The organism is Amycolatopsis mediterranei (genome assembly GCF_026017845.1).
In the GTDB taxonomy this organism is placed as follows: domain Bacteria; phylum Actinomycetota; class Actinomycetes; order Mycobacteriales; family Pseudonocardiaceae; genus Amycolatopsis; species Amycolatopsis mediterranei.
Map to the genome: position 1 here is coordinate 9,453,238 of NZ_CP100416.1, position 22,080 is coordinate 9,475,317.

The 22,080-nt window shown below is 69.4% G+C and carries 20 protein-coding genes; 13 read left to right on the forward strand and 7 right to left on the reverse strand.

Annotated elements, in window-relative coordinates; translation table 11 throughout:
* Positions 1-62 precede the first annotated feature (62 nt).
* From ISP_RS42780 to ISP_RS42795, 4 genes are all read left to right on the forward strand, one after another.
* Entirely contained in the window at positions 63-1,004 is a 942-nt protein-coding gene (locus ISP_RS42780; RefSeq protein WP_013230010.1) for a ParA family protein, read from the forward strand.
* On the forward strand, positions 1,001-1,618 hold the full coding sequence (locus ISP_RS42785; protein WP_013230011.1) for a hypothetical protein: 618 nt from the start codon (positions 1,001-1,003) through the stop codon (positions 1,616-1,618). Before ISP_RS42780 ends, ISP_RS42785 begins: the two co-directional genes overlap by 4 nt.
* Positions 1,615-2,967, forward strand: a complete 1,353-nt coding sequence (locus ISP_RS42790; RefSeq protein WP_013230012.1) for a restriction system modified-DNA reader domain-containing protein — start codon at positions 1,615-1,617, stop codon at positions 2,965-2,967. Before ISP_RS42785 ends, ISP_RS42790 begins: the two co-directional genes overlap by 4 nt.
* A gap of 120 nt (positions 2,968-3,087) precedes the next feature.
* Positions 3,088-3,933 (forward strand): NAD(P)H-binding protein, encoded by an 846-nt coding sequence (locus ISP_RS42795; RefSeq protein WP_013230013.1) that lies wholly within the window; start codon positions 3,088-3,090, stop codon positions 3,931-3,933.
* Here ISP_RS42795 and ISP_RS42800 read toward each other — a convergent pair whose 3' ends face one another.
* Positions 3,934-4,410 (reverse strand): D-alanyl-D-alanine carboxypeptidase family protein, encoded by a 477-nt coding sequence (locus ISP_RS42800; protein WP_230468612.1) that lies wholly within the window; start codon positions 4,408-4,410, stop codon positions 3,934-3,936. It lies immediately after the preceding gene.
* An 88-nt stretch (positions 4,411-4,498) separates the two neighbouring features.
* Here ISP_RS42800 and ISP_RS42805 point away from each other — a divergent pair, with 88 nt between their 5' ends.
* On the forward strand, positions 4,499-5,176 hold the full coding sequence (locus ISP_RS42805) for a response regulator transcription factor (protein WP_014467764.1): 678 nt from the start codon (positions 4,499-4,501) through the stop codon (positions 5,174-5,176).
* A 10-nt stretch (positions 5,177-5,186) separates the two neighbouring features.
* Complete coding sequence (locus ISP_RS42810; protein ID WP_013230016.1) at positions 5,187-6,284, forward strand: sensor histidine kinase; 1,098 nt, start codon at positions 5,187-5,189, stop codon at positions 6,282-6,284.
* Here ISP_RS42810 and vanX read toward each other — a convergent pair.
* From vanX to ISP_RS42840, 6 genes are all read right to left on the reverse strand, one after another.
* Entirely contained in the window at positions 6,248-6,856 is a 609-nt protein-coding gene (gene vanX, locus ISP_RS42815; RefSeq protein WP_013230017.1) for a D-Ala-D-Ala dipeptidase VanX, read from the reverse strand. The genes ISP_RS42810 and vanX overlap by 37 nt on opposite strands.
* A complete protein-coding gene (gene vanA, locus ISP_RS42820) occupies positions 6,853-7,881 on the reverse strand; it encodes a D-alanine--(R)-lactate ligase (protein WP_013230018.1) in 1,029 nt (342 codons plus the stop codon). Before vanA ends, vanX begins: the two co-directional genes overlap by 4 nt.
* Complete coding sequence (locus ISP_RS42825) at positions 7,874-8,848, reverse strand: D-isomer specific 2-hydroxyacid dehydrogenase family protein (RefSeq protein WP_014467765.1); 975 nt, start codon at positions 8,846-8,848, stop codon at positions 7,874-7,876. Before ISP_RS42825 ends, vanA begins: the two co-directional genes overlap by 8 nt.
* A gap of 155 nt (positions 8,849-9,003) precedes the next feature.
* Positions 9,004-9,993 (reverse strand): PLP-dependent cysteine synthase family protein, encoded by a 990-nt coding sequence (locus ISP_RS42830; RefSeq protein ID WP_013230020.1) that lies wholly within the window; start codon positions 9,991-9,993, stop codon positions 9,004-9,006.
* Entirely contained in the window at positions 9,990-10,649 is a 660-nt protein-coding gene (locus tag ISP_RS42835; RefSeq protein WP_013230021.1) for a winged helix-turn-helix transcriptional regulator, read from the reverse strand. Before ISP_RS42835 ends, ISP_RS42830 begins: the two co-directional genes overlap by 4 nt.
* Before the next feature lie 12 nt (positions 10,650-10,661).
* On the reverse strand, positions 10,662-11,861 hold the full coding sequence (locus ISP_RS42840; protein WP_013230022.1) for a MalY/PatB family protein: 1,200 nt from the start codon (positions 11,859-11,861) through the stop codon (positions 10,662-10,664).
* 144 nt (positions 11,862-12,005) lie between these two features.
* Here ISP_RS42840 and ISP_RS42845 point away from each other — a divergent pair, with 144 nt between their 5' ends.
* The 7 genes from ISP_RS42845 (at position 12,006) to ISP_RS42875 (ending at position 22,035) form a co-directional block, all read left to right on the forward strand.
* Positions 12,006-16,382, forward strand: coding sequence for a non-ribosomal peptide synthetase (locus ISP_RS42845; protein WP_013230023.1), 4,377 nt, complete (start codon positions 12,006-12,008; stop codon positions 16,380-16,382).
* The gene (locus tag ISP_RS42850) at positions 16,379-16,642 is read left to right on the forward strand and encodes an acyl carrier protein (protein WP_013230024.1); all 264 of its coding nucleotides are present in this window, start codon (positions 16,379-16,381) and stop codon (positions 16,640-16,642) included. Before ISP_RS42845 ends, ISP_RS42850 begins: the two co-directional genes overlap by 4 nt.
* Positions 16,639-17,400 (forward strand): thioesterase II family protein, encoded by a 762-nt coding sequence (locus tag ISP_RS42855; protein WP_013230025.1) that lies wholly within the window; start codon positions 16,639-16,641, stop codon positions 17,398-17,400. The genes ISP_RS42850 and ISP_RS42855 overlap by 4 nt, the downstream gene beginning before the upstream one ends.
* Before the next feature lie 2 nt (positions 17,401-17,402).
* A complete protein-coding gene (locus tag ISP_RS42860) occupies positions 17,403-18,017 on the forward strand; it encodes a LysE family translocator (RefSeq protein WP_013230026.1) in 615 nt (204 codons plus the stop codon).
* Positions 18,018-18,297: 280 nt separating this feature from the next.
* Entirely contained in the window at positions 18,298-18,657 is a 360-nt protein-coding gene (locus ISP_RS42865) for a hypothetical protein (protein ID WP_013230027.1), read from the forward strand.
* Between the two features lie 74 nt (positions 18,658-18,731).
* The gene (locus ISP_RS42870; protein ID WP_230468613.1) at positions 18,732-20,879 is read left to right on the forward strand and encodes a serine/threonine-protein kinase; all 2,148 of its coding nucleotides are present in this window, start codon (positions 18,732-18,734) and stop codon (positions 20,877-20,879) included.
* 694 nt (positions 20,880-21,573) lie between these two features.
* A complete protein-coding gene (locus tag ISP_RS42875; protein ID WP_014467767.1) occupies positions 21,574-22,035 on the forward strand; it encodes a helix-turn-helix domain-containing protein in 462 nt (153 codons plus the stop codon).
* The last annotated feature ends 45 nt before the right edge of the window (positions 22,036-22,080 follow it).

Consider the following 22,080-nt stretch of genomic DNA (forward strand, 5'->3'; position numbering starts at 1 on the left):
GCCGGTCCGCCCGCCCGCGTACTACAAACAGGCCGCAGGCACGAGACCACCGGGGAGTGCGCATGCGGGTCGTTGCGGTCATGAACTACAAGGGCGGCGTGGGCAAGACGACCCTGACCGCGAACCTCGGGGCGGTGGCCGCGAGCCGCGGGCTGCGGGTCCTCCTCCTCGACCTCGACCCGCAGACCAACCTGACGTTCTCGTTCTTCTCGATCGACGACTGGCACGAGCGGCTGGCGGACAACCGCACGATCAAACAGTGGTACGGCGCCGAGATGCCCGGTCGGGACATCCCGCTGCCCCAGCTCGTCGTGTCACCGGAACGAGTGAACGACGTCCTCTACGGCACCGGCGGCCGGCTCGACCTGATCTCGTCCCACCTCGGCCTCATCGACATCGATCTCGAACTCGCCGCCCTGCTCGGCGGAACGACCACCCTCGACGGCTCGAAGCGGCGGTTCCTGGACCTGCACGGTTGCCTGCGCCAGGCCCTGGAAGACAGCTTCTTCGCCGAGTACGACCTGGTCCTCATCGACTGCGCCCCGAACTTCGGCCTCGTCACCAAGACCGCGATCGTCGCGAGCGAGCGGATCCTCGTCCCGGCCAAGGCCGACTACCTGTCCACCCTGGGGCTGGACTACCTGGTGGGCAACTGCACCGGACTGGTGCAGCAGTTCAACGACTTCGTCCACCACAAGGGCGGCGGCCGCGAGCACGAGCCGATCGAACCGGATTTCCTCGGCGTGGTGTTCACCATGGTGCAGATCTACTCCCAGCAGCTGACGGCCGCCCAGCACCGCTACTTCGAGGAAGTGCAGGCGAACTCCCAGGTTCCGGTGCTGAAGAGCCACATTCGCAACAGCACCAAGCACTTCGGGGACGCCGGGGAGAGTGGCGTGCCGGCAATGTTGCGCACTACCGGCCGCGACGAAGTCGTGCGGGAGTTCGACGAGCTCGCCGACGAGGTCCTCGGCGCCCTTTCACTCTCCGGTAATCGCCGATGAACGACCTCAAGCGGCTCGCTGCCTTGCAGGCGCGGGTTTACGAGTTCCTGGCAGAGCAGGATGAGGCCACGCTGGAAGCGATCCTCGACGGGACGGCCCAATTGACTGTCGACGGTGCGGCCGAGCTTCCCCAGACGCGAGAAGGTCTGTGGAAGTTGACGGTGGAGAAACTGAAGGCAATGGCCAAGGACCGCGGGTTGGGCCCGTACAGCAAGCTCACGAAGCCCAAGCTCATCGACCTCCTCACCGGCCACGGCTCCGAGGCGCCTCCTGCCGAGCCGCCGCCGGCGTCTGCTGATCCACAGCCAGTCGGCACCGCACCGGCACCTCCTGCTCCGCAGCCGGTCGCCACTCCACCGGCGCCGCCGCCGGTCGTCGCAAGTCCCGGCGTCGACGCGGCCGCCATCGCCACGCGCCTGCGGGAAATCGAAACCGAAGAGGAAGGCGCTTCCTACCTGGAGGCCCAGCACCTCGATCGGGAGAGCCTGCTCGCCGTCGCCGCCGAGCTGCAGCTCACCCGGGTGGACCGCCTGAGCCGGACGGAACTGAAGCGACGGGTGCTCAAGCAGGCCATCGGCGCCCGGCGCAAGTTCGCCGGGCTGCGGAAGTGGTGACCGGCGAGGGCCGTTCGATGTACCTGATCGGCGGCCGCCGCGTCACGGTGCCGGACCTGCTGGACGCCGGCCTGCTCAAGGCCGGGGCGAAACTCAGGTTCAAGCGCAAGCGCATCGGTGCGACCTTCGACGCGACCGTCACCGGCACCGGCCGGATCCGGCTCGAACCCGACGGCGAGGAGTTCCGGTCGCCCTCCCGCGCGGCGATGGTGGCCGCCGGGATGCGCGCGGTCGACGGATGGCGGGCCTGGGTGGTGGTGGACGAGAAGCGCCTGCTGGATTCGGTGCGCCAGGAGTTCCTCGACCAAGCGATCTCGACCGCGAGCCCGCAGACCGAAGATCGGGCGCCGCAGCGCGTCCACGAGCGCTTGCGCCAGGCCAGGACCCGCGCCGACCAGGGTGATCCGGAGCGCATCACCGTCCGCGAACTGCTGAAGCTGTGGGGCGTCGCAGATCGCGGCGACCAGATCAGCCAGATCGAAGCGGATCTGGCCAATCACGGGCTGGTGACGTCACCCGGCTTCCGCGCGGTCACGCTCGACACCGAGGTCACCTTGACAACGCCCCCCGACGAAACGGAGGGGCCGGCGACACCCGACCCCCTGCCGGCCGCCGAAGACGACGAGGGTGGCGACGACCTGAACGTCCGCCTGACGGTGGGCAACCTGACGCCGCTCGACGGCGTGACGTTCGTCGGGCCCAACAGCTCGCTCGAAGCAGCGATCACCGAGATGCTCCTCAACGACTTCTCGCAGCTTGCCGTGCTCAGCGGCCCGCGCAACGTCCGCGGGGCCGTGACGTGGCGCTCGATCGCCCAGGCCATGCACCGGAAACCCGGCGCCGCCGTCGCCGACGCGATCGTCCGCGCCGAGGTCGTCGCCTACGACCGCGACCTCTTCGACGTCCTGCCCACCCTGCAGCAGCGGGAGTTCGTGCTCGTCACGGACGAAAGCAAAGCCGTGATGGGCATCGTCACGACGGCAGACGTCGCGCGGCGCTACGGCGAGATGGCCACCCCGTTCTTCCAGCTCGGCGAGCTCGACCAGACGCTCCGCTGGATCCTTCGGTGCGCCCTCGACCTCCCGACGATCCAGCCGCTGTGCGGCCGGGCGGTCACGAGCTTCGACCAGCTGGCCTTCGGCGACTACCAGCGGATCCTGGAGAACAAGGACATCTGGGAACGGCTCGGGTGGCCGCTGGACCGGCAGGCGTTCGTCGCCCGCCTCGAGAAGATCAGGCGGATCCGCAACAGCGTGATGCACTTTCACCCGGACCCGGTCTCCGAAGACGCCATCGAGAAGCTGCGGAATTTCAACACCCTGCTGCACCGGTACCGCGACCCGGCCTAGCCCGAGGCTCGCGCGGCCCACCCCGGGGGATCGTCCGTGCAAGGCAGGCGGGAAGCGGATTCGGCACCGGCCTCCTATTGCGGAAAGGATCTTGCCGCAATACCCGCCACCATCGACGGCATGACCACCACCAAGAAGACCGTCCTCGTCACCGGCGCCACCGGCACCGTCGGCCGCCACCTGGTCGGCGAACTGCTCGCCGGCGGCCACCGCGTGCGAGCGCTGACCCGCTCCCCCGAAGCGGCCGGCCTGCCTGCCGACGTCGAGCTCGTCGCCGGCGATCTGGCCTCGCCGCCGCCTGACGGCCTGTTCGACGACGTCGACAGCGTGTTCGTCTTCCCGGCCGCGGAGGTGGGCGGCTTCGCCAAGGCGGCGGCGCCCGCGCACCTGGTGCTGCTCTCCTCGCTCGCCGCCGCTCTCGAACACGAGCGTGACCGCGGTTCGGCCAGCCAGGTGCACCATTCCGCGATCGAGGACGCCGTCCGCGACAGCGGGGCGTCCTGGACGATCCTGCGGCCCGGCACGTTCGCCGGCAACCTGCTGTCCTGGGCCCGGCCGATCCGGTTCACCGGCGGCGTCCGCGGGCCGTACCCGACGTCCGCGCAGGCCCCGATCCACGAAGCCGACATCGCCGCCGTCGCCGCGGTGGCGCTCACCGAGCCGGGCCACGCCGGCCGGCACTACCCCATGACCGGCCCGCAGGCGCTGACCAGGATCGAGCAGCTCGCCGCGATCGGCGCGGCCATCGGCCGGGAGCTGCACTTCACCGAGACCACGCCGGACGAGTTCCGCACCGAAATGCGCTCCTACGGCGTCGGCGACGACATCGTCTCGATGCTTCTGCACTACTGGTCGGACACGGTCGAGACGCCCGACGTGGTGCGGCCGACCGTGCAAGAGCTGACCGGCCGGCCCGCCCGCACGCTCGCGGAATGGGCGCGTGACCACGCGGCGGACTTCGCCTGATCACCGCGTCCGCGGGTCCTGCGACGGATCGGCGTACAGGGGCGGGCAACCGTGTTCGACGGCTTCGGGCCGCAGTTCGTAGTGCCACGGTTCGTTGCGGTAGATCTGGCACAGCCCGTACCGGGCACCGTGTTCGGCCAGCCACTTCCGGGCCGCCGTCGGGCCGACGTCGACCGCCTGTCCCCGCACGTGCGCGGACTTGTCCGCGGTGGTCACCCAGCGGGCCGCTTCCGCTTCCGAGCCGTACTTCGCGATCCCCTGCCGCCGGAGCTGTTCCTGGTACGCCCAGGACCGCCAGCCGCCGTTGACGACGAACGCCACCCCGTCGGCCGCGGCGTCCGCCGCGGCCCGGCGCAGGGCGTCGAGCAGCTCGGGATCGAGGTTGGCCACGGCCGGGGACTCGTCGTCGAAGACCGGCAGGCCGTCCGGCACGGCGCCGTGTCCCCGGCCGAGGGACGTGCGTTGGCTGGAGGTCATGACGGCCAGTCAAGGCGGCGCGGTGTTGCCGGCACGTACGCGGTTTCCGATATGCGGCCGATAGGCGCCCGCTCGTAGCATCGGGAAGGTGCGTGTCTTGATCGTCGAGGACGAGCCCTACCTGGCCGACGCCATCCGCGACGGCCTCCGGCTGGAGGCCATCGCGGCGGACACCGCCGGAGACGGCGACACCGCGCTGGAACTGCTGAGCGTCAACACCTACGACATCGCCGTCCTGGACCGCGACATCCCCGGCCCGTCCGGTGACGAAATCGCCCGGCAGATCGTCGCCTCCGGCAGCGGGATGCCGATCCTCATGCTCACCGCCGCCGACCGGCTCGACGACAAGGCCACCGGGTTCGGGCTCGGCGCCGACGACTACCTCACGAAGCCGTTCGAACTCCGGGAACTCGTGCTCCGGCTCCGGGCGCTGGACCGGCGGCGTGCGCACAACCGGCCCCCGGTGCACGAAATCGCCGGGTTACGTCTGGATCCGTTCCGCCGGGAGGTCTACCGCGACGGCCGGTACGTGGCCCTGACGCGCAAGCAGTTCGCCGTGCTCGAAGTCCTCGTGGCGGCCGGAGGCGGGGTGATCAGCGCCGAAGAACTGCTGGAACGGGCGTGGGACGAGAACGCGGACCCGTTCACCAACGCCGTGCGCATCACGGTTTCCGTGCTGCGCAAACGGCTCGGCGAACCCGGGATCATCGCGACCGTGCCCGGCGTCGGCTACCGCATCGACACCGGGGGCGAGCACCGTGGATAGGGAACGGGGGTTGAGCGCGCGCCTCAAACTCACCCTCAGCTATGCCGGCTTCGTCATGCTCGCGGGCATCCTGCTGATGGGCGCGGTGCTGGCCTTCTACCTGTACTTCCTGCCCGACGGCTGGATCATCACCGAGGGCAACTTCTGGATCGACCGCTCGCGCCTGGTCCGCGCCTTCGTCCCGTTCATGGCCGTCGTGATCGTCTTCCTGCTGGTGTTCGGGCTGCTGGGCGGGTGGGTCCTCGCCGGCCGGATGCTCGCGCCGCTGACCCGCATCACCGACGCCACCCGGGTCGCGGCCACCGGCTCGCTGTCCCACCGCATCCGGCTGCCCGGCCGCACCGACGAATTCCGTGAGCTCGCCGACGCCTTCGACACCATGCTCGCGCGGCTCGAGGCGCACGTCACCGAGCAGCGGAGGTTCGCCGCCAACGCGTCCCACGAACTGCGCACCCCGCTGGCGATCACCCAAAGCCTCCTCGACGTCGCCCGCAACGATCCCGAGCGCACCACCGGCGAACTCGACGAACGCCTCCGCGTCGTCAACGCCCGGGCGATCGAACTCACCGAAGCCCTGCTGCTGCTCAGCCGCGCCGAACAACGGGCCTTCAGCCGTGACCGCGTCGACCTGTCCCTGGTCGCGGAAGAAGCCGCCGAAACGCTCCTGCTCTTCGCCGAGAAGCGGGGTGTCACCGTCGAGACATCCGGCGAGGCCGCGCCCGCCCTCGGCTCGCCGGCCCTCCTGCTGCAGCTGGCGACGAACCTGGTGCACAACGCGATCGTCCACAACCTGCCCGAGCGGGGCGCGGTGTGGGTGACGACCGGTATCGAGCCCGGGACCGTGGTGCTCACCGTCGAGAACACCGGCGAGCACCTCGCCCGGTCCCTGGTCGCCACCCTCGCCGAGCCCTTCCAGCGCGGCACCGAGCGCATCCGCACCGACCAGGCGGGCGTCGGCCTCGGCCTGGCCATCGTCAAGAGCATCACCCAGGCCCACGACGGGACGCTCACCCTCGCCCCGCGGCCGGCGGGCGGTCTCCGCGTCACCGTCCGGCTGCCCATCTCCCTCGGCTACGCGACCGGGAAGTCGAAGTACGTGTCCGGGTAGGGCTCGTCCTTCAAGCCGTAGTGCCACCATTCCCGCTCGTACGAAGCGAATCCGCAATCCTCCATGATGGACCGGAGGTAGCGGCGGTTCCCCGCTTCGAGGCGCGAGATCCCCCGTGCGCCGTGGTGCGAGATCTCGTCCATCAGATCGTGGCCGCCACCCATCGCCGCGAGCTCCCCGGTGACGAGGTGGTAGAGGGTCAGGTCGACGGTGCTGCCCCGGCTGTGGCCCGACTTGGCCGCCACGTACCCCTTGGCGAACATCGCGGCCCGGTCGATGTTCGGGTAGTGCCACAGCTTCGTCCGGCCGTCCTCGGGCTGGTCCACCCAGCGCAGGAAGCTGTCCACGGCGCGCTGCGGCCGGTAGCCGTCCCACAGCACGAGCCCGAAGCCGAGGGACGCGGCCTTCTCCTGCGCTTCGCCCAACGCGGCGCACAAGGTCCTCGTGCCGACGATCCGGTTGACGAGGTACCCGTCCACCGGTTTGCCGGTGAAGTTGTCCCAGGTGGCGTACTTGGCGTCCCAGCGGATGCCGGGCACCAGCTGGTCCACGAAGACGAAGTCGTCGTTCACCGGGCGGCCCCGGTCATGGCCAGGGAAACGAGCCGGTCGATCAGCGCGGACAGCGGCACGCCGGCGGCCGCCATCATCCGGGGGTAGCGGCTGTACGACGTCAAGCCGGGCAGGGTGTTGACCTCGTTGAGGACCACCGTGCCGTCGTCGGTGAGGAACATGTCGACCCGTGCCAGCCCTTTGCATCCCAGAGCGCGGTAGATGGCCTTCGCCGTCTGCTGGACTCGCGCCCGGGTCTCTGCCGGAACGTCGGCGGGCACGATGGGCGTCGAGTTCTCGGAGCCGCTTTCGGGCTGCTCTTCCTGGTGGATCCGGAAAAAGCCGTGGGAGAGGGCGATCCGGTCGACCTCTCCGGCGAACAGCTCGCGGCCGTTCCCCAGAACGGCGCACCCGACCTCGCTGCCGACGACGGCCTCTTCGATCAGCACCTTCGCGTCGTACTGCGCCGCGGTGCTGATCGCGGCGGCCAGTTCTTCCCGGCCGGAAACCTTGCTGACGCCGAAGGAAGAACCCGAGCGCGCCGGCTTCACGAAGACGGGATAGGTGAACGCGCCGGCGTCGTCGCCCGCCAGGACGGTCCGGAATTTCGGCGTCGCGATGCCCGCGCTCGCGGCGACGACGTAAGCGAGGGATTTGTCCATGCACAGCGCGGAACTCGGGACGTCGCAGCCCGCGTACGGGATCCCGGAAAGCTCCAGCAGGCCCTGCATCGCGCCGTCCTCGCCGAGCTTGCCGTGCAGCACGGGCAGCACCACGTCCAGGCCGATCGTCTCGTACTTGCCGTCTTCGAGGACCAGCAAGCCCGGCACGCTCCGGTCCGGCGACAGCACGACCGTCCGCCCGGCTTCCCAGCTTTCGCCCGGGCCGTCACCGAGTTTCCAGGCGCCGTCCTTCGTGATCCCGATCCAGAACGGTTCGTACTTCCCGGTGTCGAGGTGCCGCGCGACCTCTTGCGCGGATTTCACCGAGACGGGGTGTTCCTCGGAGGCGCCCCCGAAGATGATCCCGACCTTGAGCCTATTCATGCCGCTTCCCGCTTTCGAAGTTCAAGCAGTTGATGATGGAGTTTTCGACGGTGTCGCCGAGCGCGTGGTCGGTGTAGTACGCGGTGTGCGGGCTGATCAGCACGTTCGGCAGCTTCTGCAGCCGCACCAGCAGGTCGCTGTCGACGGGCCGATCGCGGCAGTCGGCGTAGAAGACGCCTTCTTCCCCTTCGAGGACGTCCAGCGCGGCGCCGCCCAGCCTGCCGTTTTCCAGTGCCGCGACGAGCGCCTCGGTGTCGAGAAGGGGGCCTCGCCCGGTGTTGACGACGAACGCTCCGGGCTTCATCCGCTCGAGCCGCCGTCGGTCCAGGAGGTGGTGCGTTCCGGCGTCGAGTGGCGTGTGGAGCGTGACGATGTCGCTCAGCCGCAGCAGTTCGTCGAGTTCGACGTAGTCGAGGCCGGCCTGGGGACAGCAGTCGTGAGCCACCACCCGAGCCCCGAACCCGCGCAACCGGCCGACGACGGCGGAACCGATGCGTCCGGTCCCGACCACCCCGACGGTCAGATCGCGCAGCTCTTTCCCGCGCACGTCGTTCAGCCGGTAGTCGTGCTCCTCCGCGCGGCGGATGACGGACTTGGCGTCCCGCACGAGCATCAACATCAGCATCAGCGTGTAGTCGGCCACGCTGTCCGGCGAATAGGCGACGTTCCCGACGGAAATGCCGACGCTCCGGGCGTATCCGACGTCGATGTGGTCGTAGCCGACGCTCCTCGTGGAGACGTAGGTGACGCCGACCCGGCTGAGCGCGAGAAGAGTTCTCCGGGTGAGCGGCGTCTTGTGCCCGACGCTGACGCACCGGTTACCGGCCGCCAGTGCGGCGTTGGCCTCGGACACCGCCGCACCGGTGATGGTCGGTGTCACCCCGAAGCCCGGCGCCATCTCCCGGAACAGCACGGCTTCGTCGGGTGCACACCCGTAGATCGTCATCCCGAGTGCCGGTTCGCTCATGCCACCCAGTCAAGGGAGCGCGGCGTTGCCGGCACGTATGCGCTTTTCGATACGCCGAGGATAAGTTACCGGCGGGTAGCAATCACGGTGCAGGCGGGAACCGGCACGGCGTCGGCTCGCGCCCCTGCCGCGTCATTCGTTCGGCGCACGGCGTCCTAGGCGCCGACCCGCACCAGCTCGCTCTCCGGGGACGCGCCGAGGAACTGGTCGCCGTAGAGGTCACCGCGGTCCGGGAAGAACGTCAGGATGTTGCGCGCGCCGGTGGCCTCGACCAGCTTGACCGCCCCCTGCAGCGCGATGCCCGACGTGCCGCCCGCGTAGATGCCGCGGCCGGCGAGTTCGCGCACGCCCGCGGCCGCTTCCTCGTCGTCCGAGTAGTACACGTCCTCCACCAGGTGCATGGCGGACCCGATCACCTTCGGCACGCAGTTCATGTTGCCGATGCCGCGCAGGACGCTCGGTCCGGGCTCGAGGCCGAACGTCGCCGAGCCGACCCGGTCCGCCACGTAGCACGGGATTCCCTTGCTGCGCAGCATTTCCGACAGGCCGACGAAGTGGCCGCCGGTGCCGACGACGAAGATCGCCGCGTCGATCCAGTCCAGGTCGAGCTTCGGCGTGACGCTCGGCACCAGCCAGCGGCGGTACACCGCCGGGTTGAGGTCCGAGTTGTTCTGGTCGGTCCAGTGCATGCCGGGACGCTCCCGCAACAGCGCCTCGAGGAGCTCCACGCGGGACTGCTGGGTGCCGCCGGTGGGGTGCGGGCCGCTGACGATGTGCAGCTTGGCGCCGAGCAGCTCGATCTTGCGCCGGGTGATCGCCGGGATGTTCGGGTCGGTGACGAGCTCGATCGGGTTGCCGAGGATCTTCCCGGCCAGCGCCAGGCTGACGCCGAGTGAGCCCGACGTCGACTCGATCACCGTCTGGCCGGGCTCGAGCAGCCCGGCTTCGTAGGCGAGCAGCAGGATCCCGAACCCGAGGATCGACTTGAAGCTCGACTCGGTCGTGGTCATGCCGTAGATCGCGCGCAGCCGGCCCCGGCCGCCCGCGATCGGGCCGCAGTCGAGGACCGGGAGATCGGCGAAGCCCTCGAGCATCCTCTCCGCGACGAGCCGCGGGTCTGCGATGCCGTTCCAGTCCTCGATCACGAGCCGATCCTTTCCGCTGGTGCCTCGGGAGCCGCCGGGATGTGGAAGAGCCGGACGAACGTCGCGATCATGCCGGGGTCGCCCTTCGCCTCGACCAGGCCGAGCCACAGCGCGTCGGTCGGGCTCAGCTCGCCGGCCATCAGCTGCCTGAGCAACGGCGTCTCGATGACGAGGTCGGCGCCGGGGAGCTCGCCTTCCTCGACCGTGAGCACACCGTCGTCGACGCGCGCGCCGACGACCAGTTCCCCGAAGCGCACCTCGAAGCTCGCCCGGACGCCGCGGGCGCGGTCGGGGCGGAACGTCGAGCGCAGCGCGAGGATGGCGATGTCCAGTGAGAAGAGGTCGCCGGGGCGAGGATCGCCGAGCGAGCGCGCGCCCCACAGGCCGAGCTCGATCAGGACCGGCTCCAGCGCCCGGCCGTAGTCGGTCAGCTCGTAGGCGCCGGACGCGCCGAGCCGGACCACGCCGTCCTCGACGAGGTCGCCGAGCCGGCGCTCCAGGATCTCCGCGGTGACCCGCGGCAGCGTCTCGTGCAGCTCGGCGAAGCGCTTCGGGCCCAGGATCAGGTCCCGGACGACGAGCACCGACCACCGTGAGCCGATGATCTCGAATGCCCGCGCCAGGCCGCAGAACTGGCCGAGCGGTCGGTCTGTCATGCCGGGTTCCCTTCAGCTCGCCAGTCGTTGCGGTGTCGCGACCGAGTCGGTCATCCGGTCGAGGATCGCGCGCAGCACCGGGGTCGGGGTGCCGAAGTTGAGGCGCACGAAGCCGTCGCCGCCGGGGTTGTACTTGGTGCCCGCGGCCAGCTCGACCCGGGCCTGCTCCAGGAAGTACCCGGCGGGGTTGTCACCGCAGCCGAGTTCCCGGCAGTCCAGCCAGGCCAGGTACGTCCCTTGCGGCACGTGGTAGCGGACTTCCGGCAGCCGGTCGGCGAGCATGCCGGCGATGAGCCGCCGGTTGTCGTCGAGGTAGCCGACCACGGTGTCCAGCCAGCCGGAGGCCTCGGTCCAGGCGGCGAGGCTCGCGCGCATGCCGAGCACGTTGACGTTCGGCCCGGCCGGCAGCGCGGCGAGCTTTTCCCGCAGTGCCACCGGTCCCACGTGGCCGACCGCGCAGCGCATGCCGGCGAGGTTGTAGGCCTTGCTCGCGCCGTACAGCGTCACGGTCCGGGCTTCCAGCGCGGAGCCGATCGACGCGAACGGCACGTGGCGGTGGGGTGCGTAGGTCAGATCGGCGTGCAGGTCGTCGGAGATCACCGTCAGGTCGTGGCGTTCGGCGACCTCGGCGAGCGCGAGCAGCTCGGCCCGGGTGAACACGCGGCCGGTCGGGTTGTGCGGGTTGACCAGGATCAGCGCCCGGCACCCTTCGCGCGCGACGCGGCGGGCGAAGTCCTCGGCGTCGAACACCCAGCCCTTCGGGGTGTCGAGCATCGGGATCGGGACCATCCGCAGGCCCAGCTGCCTCATCATCGCCGGGAACGGCCCGAACGCCGGGGTGTGGATCGCGACGCCGTCCCCCGGTGCGGTGCTCAGTTCCAGTGCCGTCCGCACGGCGTGGGTGACGTCGGTGAACTCGCGGACGTGCTCCGCGGCGGGAAACCAGTCGTAGCGGGCCTTCATCCGCTGGGCGAAGGCTTCGCGCAACGGACTCGCGTTGTCCGTCCAATTCGGATAGCCGAGGTCACCCAGGTCGAGATATCCCCGCAGAGAAGCCAAAATCGGCTCGGCGACCGGGAAGTCCATGTCCGCGATGGACGCCGGGAGCACGTCCGGCGCCGGCGCGCCCCACTTCACCCCGGGGCGGAACCGCAGGGTGCGTTCGTCGAGCTGGTCGAAGACGAAATACCGGGCCCCGTGCGATGCGCGCATGGTTCAAGAACACCGTGCCGGCAGGGGAACGGCATCTTCGGAGGTGCTCAGCGCATAGCACACCCGGAGGTGCTTCCCACTGCGTGGGCACACCATGCTGACCAGCAGTGACCTGTGTCGGAGACGGAGAGGAACGCGATCCGGATGGCCGCGCAACAAACGAGCGAACCCGCCGAGGGCAACAGCGACAGTCCCTTTCCGCTGACCGAAATCCAGTACGCGTACTGGGTCGGCCGGGGCCCGAACTTCGTGCTCGGCAACGTCGCGCCGCACGCCTACTTCGAGCTCGAAGGCCGGCGGCTGGACCCCGGCACGCTCACCACGGCGTGGAACCGGCTCATCGACCGGCACCCCATGCTGCGCGCGGTGGTCGGCACCGACGGCAACCAGCGCATGCTGCCCGAGGTGCCGCGGTTCGTGATCGACGTCGTGGACCTGCGGGACGCGCCGGCGGCCGAGGTGGAGAGCAAGCTCGAAGAGATCCGGGCCGACATGTCGCACCGCGTGTACGACGCGGCGCAGTGGCCGCTGTTCGACGTGCGCATCACCCGCCTGGCCGACGCGGACCGCCTGCACATCAGCCTCGACCTGCTGATGGTGGACCTGGCCAGCGTCACGGTGCTGTTCAGCGAATGGCAGCTGCTCTGCGAGAACCCGGCGCACGAGCTCCCGCCGATCGACGTGTCCTTCCGGGACTACGTGCTCGCGCTCGAGCGCAACGCGGACTCACCGCGCACCCGGCGGGCCCTCGAGTACTGGACGTCGCGCGCCGCCACGCTCGCGCCGCCGCCCGACCTGCCGCTGGCCGCGTCGCCGGTCGCGGTGCACAAGCCGCGGTTCACCCACCGCGAGTTCCAGCTCGACCCGGACGCCTGGAAGCGCCTGCGCGACCGGTCCGAGGAGCGCGGGCTGACCCCGACGACCGTGCTGGCGACCGCGTTCTCCGAGGTGCTCGCCGCGTGGAGCGGGACGCTGAAGTTCACGCTGAACCTGACGCTGTTCAACCGGCTCCCGCTGCTGCTCGCCGAAGACGGCGAAGGCCACCGGATCCTGCACCCGCACCTGCGCCGGGTGGTCGGCGACTTCACCTCGATCTGCCTGCTGGAGGTCGACACCGCCGAGGGCACGTTCGAAGAGCGCGTGCGCCGCACCCAGCGCCAGCTCCAGCAGGACCTGCGGCACCGGCACGTCAGCGCGCTGCACACGCTGCGGGAACGCCGCCGGCTCGGGCTGGACACCGCGTTCGGCACCATGCCGGTCGTGTTCACCAGCGGCCTGGGCACGGTCGCCGACGTCACCGGCCCGCGCGACTTCTTCGGCGACATCACCTACCGGATCAGCCAGACCCCGCAGGTCTGGTTCGACCACCAGGTCGTCGACTTCACCGGCTCGCTCGACCTGACCTGGGACGTCGTCGAGGAGCTGTTCCCGGGGAACCTGCTCGACGACATGTTCGCCGCCTACACCGGCCTGGTGGAACGGCTCGCGGCCGAAAGCGCCTGCTGGGACGGCGAACTGCGGGTCACCCCGCCGCAGTACCAGCTCGCCGAGCGCGACGAGGTCAACCGGACCGCGGGCCCGCTGCCCGACGGCCTGCTGCACGAGCCGTTCCTGACCGCGGCCGCCGAGCGCCCGGACGCCCCCGCCGTCATCACCAGCGCCGGCACCGTCACCTACCGCGAGCTGGCCGGCCGGGCCGGCGCGGTCGCCGACGCCATCCGGCGCTCGGGGGACGGCTCCCCGATGCGCGACCGGCTGGTCGGCGTCAGCCTGGACAAGGGCCCCGACCAGGTCGCGGCCGCGTACGGCGTCCTGCTCGCCGGGGCCGCGTACCTGCCGGCCGGCACCAGGCTGCCGGCGCAGCGGCGCAACGGGATCCTCACCGACGGCCAGGCGACCACGGTCGTCACCACCTCCCTGCTGGCCGACCAGCTCGACTGGACGGGCTGCGCCACCACGCTGGTGCCGATCGACAAGCTGGCGGCCGTTGACACCCCGCCGTCGAGCACGGCCGAGCCGTCGGACCTGGCCTACGTGCTGTTCACCTCCGGCTCGACCGGGCGGCCCAAGGGCGTGATGATCGAGCACCGGTCGGCGCTGAACACCGTCGCCGACATCACCGAGCGGTTCGGCGTGACCGCCGACGACCGGGTGTTCGGGCTGGCGGAGCTGAGCTTCGACCTGTCCGTGTACGACCTGTTCGGCGCGCTGGGCACGGGCGCGGCGCTCGTGCTGCCCGACCCGGACCAGGCCGGTGAGCCCGCGCACTGGGCCGAGCTGATGAGCGAGCACGGCGTGACCGTGTGGAACTCCGTGCCGGCGCAGATGCAGATGCTGGTCGACCACGTGGAAGCCGTCGGCGACGTTCCCGAGGGCCTGCGGCTGGTCATGCTCAGCGGCGACTGGATCCCGGTCGACCTGCCCGGCCGCATCCACGACATCTGGCCGGACGCCACCGTGATCAGCATGGGCGGCGCGACCGAGGCGTCGATCTGGTCCAACTACCACCAGGTCGACGAGGTGCCCGAAGGCACGCGCAGCATCCCCTACGGCGTCCCGCTGCGGAACCAGCGCTTCCACGTGCTCGACGCCGGGCTGCGGCCCTGCCCGGACTGGGTGCCGGGCGAGCTGTACATCGAGGGCAGCGGCCTGGCCCGCGGTTACTGGCGCGACCCGGAGAAGACCGACGCCGGCTTCCTGCGGCACCCGGCGACCGGCGTCCGGCTCTACCGCACCGGCGACTACGGCCGGTACCTGCCCGGCGGCATCATCGAGTTCCTCGGCCGCCGGGACGGGCAGGTCAAGATCCGCGGGCACCGGATCGAGCTCGGTGAGATCGAAGCCGTGCTCGGTCAGCACCCCGGCGTCGACCGCGCGGTGGCGGTCAAGGCGGACGACGACGGCGCCGGCGCCCGGCTGCTCGGTTACGTCATCCCGGGTCGCGACACCACGGACGGGCCGGACTCCTTGTACCGCAAGGAGATCGCCGACCCGGCCGAGTCGGCACAGACGTGGCGCGCCCTGTGCGACGGCGTGCTGCCGGCCCCCGGCCCGTCGGCCGCGGAGCTGCAAGCGGCGTGGGCGCAGCTGAACGACGTGTACGCCCACGCGGCCGCGGTCGCCCTGAGCTCGTTCGGTGTGACCGACGACGTCGACGTCCCGGCGCTGCTGCGTTCCGCGGGCGTGGCCGCGCGGTACGAGCGGTGGCTGCACCGCGCGGCCGTCAACCTGACCGAGCGCGGCATGCTGCCGGGCTCGCTCCCGACGGCCATCCCGGACGAGCTGGTCACCGCCACGCACCGCGTGCTCGGCGACAAGCTGGGCGTGCCGGGCGACCTGACCGGCTGGCTGATGACCATCGCGGCGAACGTCGACGGTGTGCTCACCCAGAACATGCACTCCGCCGAGCTGTACGCGAACGACCGCACCCCCGCCGTCTACGAGCACCTGTTCGGCCCGGTGCACCACGCCGCCGCCGAAGCCATCCGGCGGGTCACCGCGGCCTGGCCCGAGGACAAGCCGCTGCGGATCCTCGAGGTCGGCGCGGGGTACGGCACCTTGACCAAGCACGTCGTGCCGCTGCTGCCCGAACGGGCCGAGTACACGTTCACCGACATCTCGACCTACTTCACCGAGCGGGCGCGGGAACAGTACGCGGACTACCCCAACATCGGCTTCGACCTCTTCGACATCGACAAGCCCGCCGACATCCAGGGGTTCGACGGCAAGGCGTTCGACCTCGTCATCGCCGGCAGCATGCTGCACGACGCCAAGCAGATCCGCCGCTCCGTGGGCAACCTGCGGTCGGTGCTGGCGCCGGGCGGGCTGCTGCTGCTGGTCGAGCAGACCGCTTTCCACGACTGGTTCGACCTGACCATGGGGCTGCAGCAGGGTTTCGACGGTTACGAGGACACCGGCCTGCGGTCGGCGCACCCGCTGCTCGACGCGGCCACGTGGTGCGCCGAGCTGGCGGAGGCCGGGTTCGCGGACACGGCCGTGCTGACCCCCGAGGGCAGCGGGATGGCCTCGGTCGGCTTCGACGTGATCGTCGGCCAAGCGCCGAACGAGAGCCGCCGCTTCGACGGCGAACTGCTGCGCGCGTTCCTCGGGCTGCACCTGCCGAAGCACATGGTGCCCAGCACGATCCACGCCATCGACGAGCTCCCGCTCACCAGCACCGGCAAGGTCGACCGCGCCCTGCTCGCCAAGGCGCGCGGCCGGGCGTCGGCGGCCGGGCGGCCGGCCAAGCCGCCACGCACCGACCGGCAGCGCAAGCTCGTCGAGATCTGGTGCACCGTGCTCGGCCTGAGCCACGCCGACCTCGGTGACGACTTCCTGGAAGCCGGCGGCGACTCGCTGCTCGCGGCCCGGCTGGTCGCCACCATCTCCTCGGCGTTCGGCATCACGATCGCGGTCGCCACGGTGCTCGAATACCCGACCGTCGAACTCCTCGACGGCTACCTGGAGCAGATCCTCGGCGCTTCCGAGCTGCTTCCCGACGTTACGGAGATCGCATCGTGAACGCGCACGAGGAGGACCTGCGGGCGTGGCTGACGACGTTCGTCGCCGACGTCCTCGACATCGGCACCGAGGAGGTCGACCCGGGCGCGCCGTGGGAGTCGCTCGGGGTCGACTCGGCGATGACGCTGGTGCTCGTCGCCGACCTGTCGGTGGTGCTCGGCCGGACCGTGCAGCCGATCGAGGTGCTGAGCAACCCGACGATCGACGCGGTGGTCGAGCACCTGGTGACCGTCGAAGCGGTGGGAGGCGAACGCTCGTGAAACCCCGCCTCACCGGCCGGTGGTTCGTCCAGGGCCAGGCGCGGCCCGGCCGGCCCAAGCTGTTCTGCTTCCCGCACGGCGGCGGGTCGGCCGCGGAGTTCGTCCGCTGGTCGCGCCAGCTGCCGTCCGTCGAGCTGAGCGCCGTCCAGCTGCCCGGGCGCGGGTCGCGGCTGTCCGAACCGGTCTTGTCCACAATGGACGAGGTGGTCGCCGCGGTGGTCGACGTCATGCCGACCATGGCCCCGTACTCGGTGTTCGGCCACAGCCTCGGCGCACTGGTCGCCTACGAGGTCGTCCGCGAACTGCGCCGCACCGGGCGCCGGCTGCCGGACCGCTTGATCGTCTCCGGCTTCCCGGCGCCGTCCACCCGGCGGACCGAGCCGCCGGTGCACGGCCTGCCCGACGACGAGCTGATCGCCGAGGTGGCCGCGCGCCACGGCGGCCTGCCCGGTGAAATCCTCACCGATCCGGAGCTGAAGGCGATGGTCGCCCGGTACCTGCGGGCCGACTACCAGGTGCTGGAGACGTACGAGTGGCGTCCGGAGGAGCCGTTGCCCGTGCCGCTGACCGTGTTCGGCGGCCGGGACGACTCAATCGTCGAGGCCGAGCTGCGCGCGTGGCAGGAGCACGTGACGGAGGCGGTCACCGTGCGGCAGTTCCCCGGTGACCACTTCTACTTCCGGGAAAATCCGGCAGTGGTCCTGCGCGCGCTGGCCGCGGTCGTCCGGACGACCGCCGGCGCGGATCGGGCGGCGTAGCCATGTGGGTGTTCATCGCGGCCGCGCTAGTGATCATCATCATCCCCGGCCCGGACCAGGCCCTGATCACCCGTCAGGCCCTGGTCCGCGGCAAGGGGTCGGGCTTCATGACCACATTGGGCGGCGCCACCGGCCTGTCGGTGCACGCCGCGGCGGCGTCGCTCGGGCTGACCGCGATCCTGGTGGCGTCCCCGATCGCGTTCACCGTGCTGAAGATCGTCGGCGCGATCTACCTGGTGTGGATGGGTGTACAGACGGTCCGCATCGCCCGCAAGGCGGCGGCCAGCCAGCCGACGGGCGAGCCGACCGACCGGAAGCCGTTGCGCTGCCTGCGCAAGGGGTTCCTGACCAACGCGCTCAACCCGAAGCTCGCGGTGTTCTTCCTGACGTTCCTGCCGCAGTTCCTGCCCACGGACGGGCCGGTGCTGGGCAAGGCCCTGACTTATTGTGGAGTGTTCGCGGCGCTGTACCTGACCTGGTTCAGCCTGTACGTGTTCACGGTCGACCGGATCGGCGCGGTGTTGCGTCGGCCCAAGGTGCGTTCAGGAATCGAATACAGCACCGGCGTGCTGTTGCTCGGTTTCGGAGTGGGGCTGGCCATCCAGGGAATCCCGTAGGGAGCCGCCGGCTGCGGTTCCCGGGCGGTTCGGGCAATCCGGGCAGCGAGGGCGTGACCGTCACCGTCGATCCTGCGGGACGCGCTCAAGCGTCTGGACGAGTAGCGCCACTGCTGTACTTTGCCGCTATCAGGGCAACGAAAAGGCCGTCCACTCCAAAGTGGACGGCCTTTGACCTGCTGTGGAGGTTAGGGGACCTTACTCGAACATAAAAGACCAGGTCAAAGCCCTGGAAGAGCTCCGCGAGAAGCTCCCCCGCCTCGATACACCCGAGCCGACCTTGATCAAGCGCGACCGACCCGGCCGGGCCCGGCAACTCCGTGCCGATCAAATCGAGCAACTGATCGCCGACTACCAGTCCGGCGCGACGGTGTACGAGCTCGGTGACCGGTTCAGCATCGAACGGCGAACGGTCAGCACAATCCTCCGCCGACACGATGTGCCGATGCGCCGCCGCGGACTCTCCCCTGAACAGGTCAACGACGCGATCCACCTCTACAACCTCGGCTGGTCACTCGCCCGAATCGGCACCCAGATGGACGTCACGGCCGACACCGTACGCAAACGCCTCCTCGAACACGGCGTCACCATGCGTGACACCCACGGGCGTCCGCGCATCGAAGCAGGCACCCCACGATGACCCGGCCAGCAACCACACTGCCACCCCGATCAGGCTCGAACAGCACTACCGTCGTTCAAGCCGTCACCGTGCTCATGGGCACCGTCGTCGGCCTCACCTTCCTCTTCGGCTTCGGCAACGTCCTCAACCTCGCCCTCCGCCTCGACGTGCCCACCTGGGTCGCTCCCCTCGTCGCACCCGCTGTCGACCTCTCGGTCCTCGGGCTCCTCCTCGGCATCCGACAACTGGCCCTGGCCGTGGCGACACCGCGACAACTGCGACCAGCTCGCCGCTTGCTGTTCTTCGCCAGTGCGGTCACTTTGGCACTGAACGTGGCCGACCCGATCGTGGCTGGCGAGTACGGCAAGGCTGCGTTCGATGCCGTGGGACCGTTGCTGCTGATCGGCTGGGCGGAAGTCGGCCCGGGCCTGTTGAGGGCGCTGACCATCACACGTCAGCCGGGCGATGCAATGTTCGACGACGCGAAACCAGTGCAGGCTGCGTTCGCCGACGAACCGACCGCTGTCAGGCAGGCAGCGCTGGGGTCGTCCGGCGAGGACACCAAGCCCAACAGCGCTCCGACCGATGGGCGGAGTAGCCGTACTGAATCCACCATGGTTAACGACGAGGCAGCACCGCCAGTCGAAAGACCCCTGCTTGCCGGACGCTACCGAGTGGACGGTTCGCTTGGCCGCGGCGGCATGAGCGAAGTCTTCCACGGCTACGACGAACGTCTTGATCGACGGGTGGCGATCAAGCTGCTGCGGCCACCCTCTCCAGGGTCTGTCCCGGTCGCACCGAACAGCCCCGAGGCAGTCGAAATCCTCGACACTCTCAATCGTGATCGCAAGCGTTTCCTGCGCGAGATCCGCACCACCGCCCAACTGGAACACCCCGGCACACCGGCCGTCTATGACACCGGCGTCGAGACCGCCCCGGATGGAAGCACTCAGCTGTGGCTGGTCATGCAGCTGCTACGCGGCTCGACGTTGGAAGCAACGCTCGATCACACCGATTACACGACATCGCCACCGAGTCTCGCCTGGGCGGCAGCGATCGCGACACAGATCGCCGCGGTACTGGCCGACGTACACCGAGTTGACATAGTCCACCGCGATATCAAGCCGGCCAACGTGATGATCGTCGATGGCGGCCTGGTCAAGGTGCTTGACTTTGGCATCGCGATCCTGCGTGGAGCAGGAGCATTGCCACGACTGACGCAGGTAGACCGAACCGTTGGTACACCCGCCTATATGTCGCCGGAGCAGTGGCTCGGGCAGGCAGTGACGTCCGCGTCCGACATTTACTCACTCGGTTGCTTGTTCTACGAGCTGTTGGTCGGGGACGTACCGTTCCATGCGACGACCGACATGCCGCTGCGTGCCCGTCACCAGCTGTCAGCGGTGCCGTCAGTGCGCGCTCGGCGGACCGACATCCCGGTAGCTGTCGATACGCTGGTGACCTCGATGCTGGCCAAGGACGCACAACGGCGACCCTCTGCCGAGGCGGTGTACGACGCACTCATGCCCCTGGCGTCGGCGCCAAGCGACACGTCCGTGGAAGGCGAAAATCGAGACCCGACCTCGCCGTTCCGTCGGCCGTTGTTGGCCCCGGCCAGGCGTGAAAGGCTTGCTGGCGGCCGGGACAAGCTAACGGACACCGAGTTCGAGCAGCTCACGGCCAACGTGCAGGTGCTGCTGGACAACGACCGGCCGGCTGAGGCGATTAATCTGCTCGAGGACGGCGTTGAACGTGCACGCCACGATCCAGCACTGACACTTCGGCTACGCCATTACCTGGCCGCGGCGTTGTTCTACGCCGGGGAGTACACGCGCGCTGCTTCGCTCTTCGACGTCGTCGGGCGAGACTACCGCGAGCATCTACCGTTCGCCGACCCGTACGTCCTGGACTGCGCGTATCACGCGGGCCACGCATACGCTGAAATCGGCAAGCCGGACAAAGCGCTCCCCCAATTGCGGTTCTACGTGCTGAATGCCAAGACATCAGCGGACGAGGACGCGGTGGCGAAGGTCCTTGAATCGCGTTTCGTCATAGCTCAGATGCTCGGCGCCGCCGGACATCCCGACGAAGCGCTGACCGAACTGGAAGCGGTCCGTCCACTGCTGGCTGAAGCCTTCGGCGCCGACTCGACCCAGGTCCGCAACGTTGACAAGCAAATCGCCCGATTGAGGTCGGGCTGGGAACACGGGTCGCCTCAGGGCCGCGGCCAGTCGGATCGGTGACCACTGCTCAGGCCCGTGGTGGACGCTCAGCGGCATCCTCCAGCGGACGGTGTGCCGATGCGACCTCACACAACACTGTGACGTCGGCGCTGCTCGCTCAGCGCGCAACGACCGTGCGCCACGCAGGTAGTATCGTCAAAGCCTACGTTTCTGCTACACAAACCGCGCCATGAGCTGGCTTTACGTATCGACTGACGTCTGGGCACCCATGCCACCGCCGTAACCAACTCCGCGAACGGGTGATACCACCCGCCGCAACTCGCGAGGTGGGCCAACCGCGTTCGTTCCCTCCCCGATTCCGTCCCCTGCCTATGCGACACGAGCATGATCGAGAGTCGGTGTACATACCCGGCCTGGCAGGTCTGAGTGGTAGACCACATGGGCGGTGGTATCGAGCAATAGCAAATATGGGTTCCGTGTGATGGGACCACCCAGCCCGGGACCGGTCAGCCTTGTCGCAGTCGACAGCTGTTGTGGCGTCAACGCTTGCGGTATCCCAGGCGAGAACGCCGCCAACCCGACCAACTCTGTCACGGAGGCGACATGCCGCAGCCGACTGCGAGCGTCAGGGTCTGACCCGAGGGCGATGGCGCCCATCTCACGTTTGGCCTGACAAGCCTCTGCTGTACGGTTCCTGATCAGACCCTGATAACGAAACCGACTCGATTCGGCTTCGTGTGTCCAAAATACCTCGGTGGGCCTGACGTGGCACAACCCGAACTCTTTGCTCCTGGTCGACGGGCCAGAGCTGACGATCCAGCCACCTACTCCTCGGCACCCAGAGTCAGCAGGAGGTACCGAAAGTAACCACCGCTACCGGCTCGAAGACGCCCAGACCCAGCAGCTCATTGCCAGCTACCAGGCCGGCTCGACCGTCTACCAGCTCGCCGACGAGTTCGGCATCGAGCGCCGCACCGTCAGCGCCATCCTTCACCGCCACGACGTACCCATGCGGCGGCGCGGCCTCACCGACGACCAGATTGACGACGCCGAGCGCCTCTACCAGCAAGGTTGGTCACTCGCCCGCATCGGCAACCACATGGACGTCACCGCCGACACCGTCCGCGCACGGCTCCTCGAACGCGGCGTCGCCATGCGCGACGCCCAGGGACGCCCCCCGACCGAGACGCGCACCGAGGCAGGTGAATCTCGATGACCCGATCCATCGTCGAGCCGTCGACCCGACCAGGTCCAGACACTG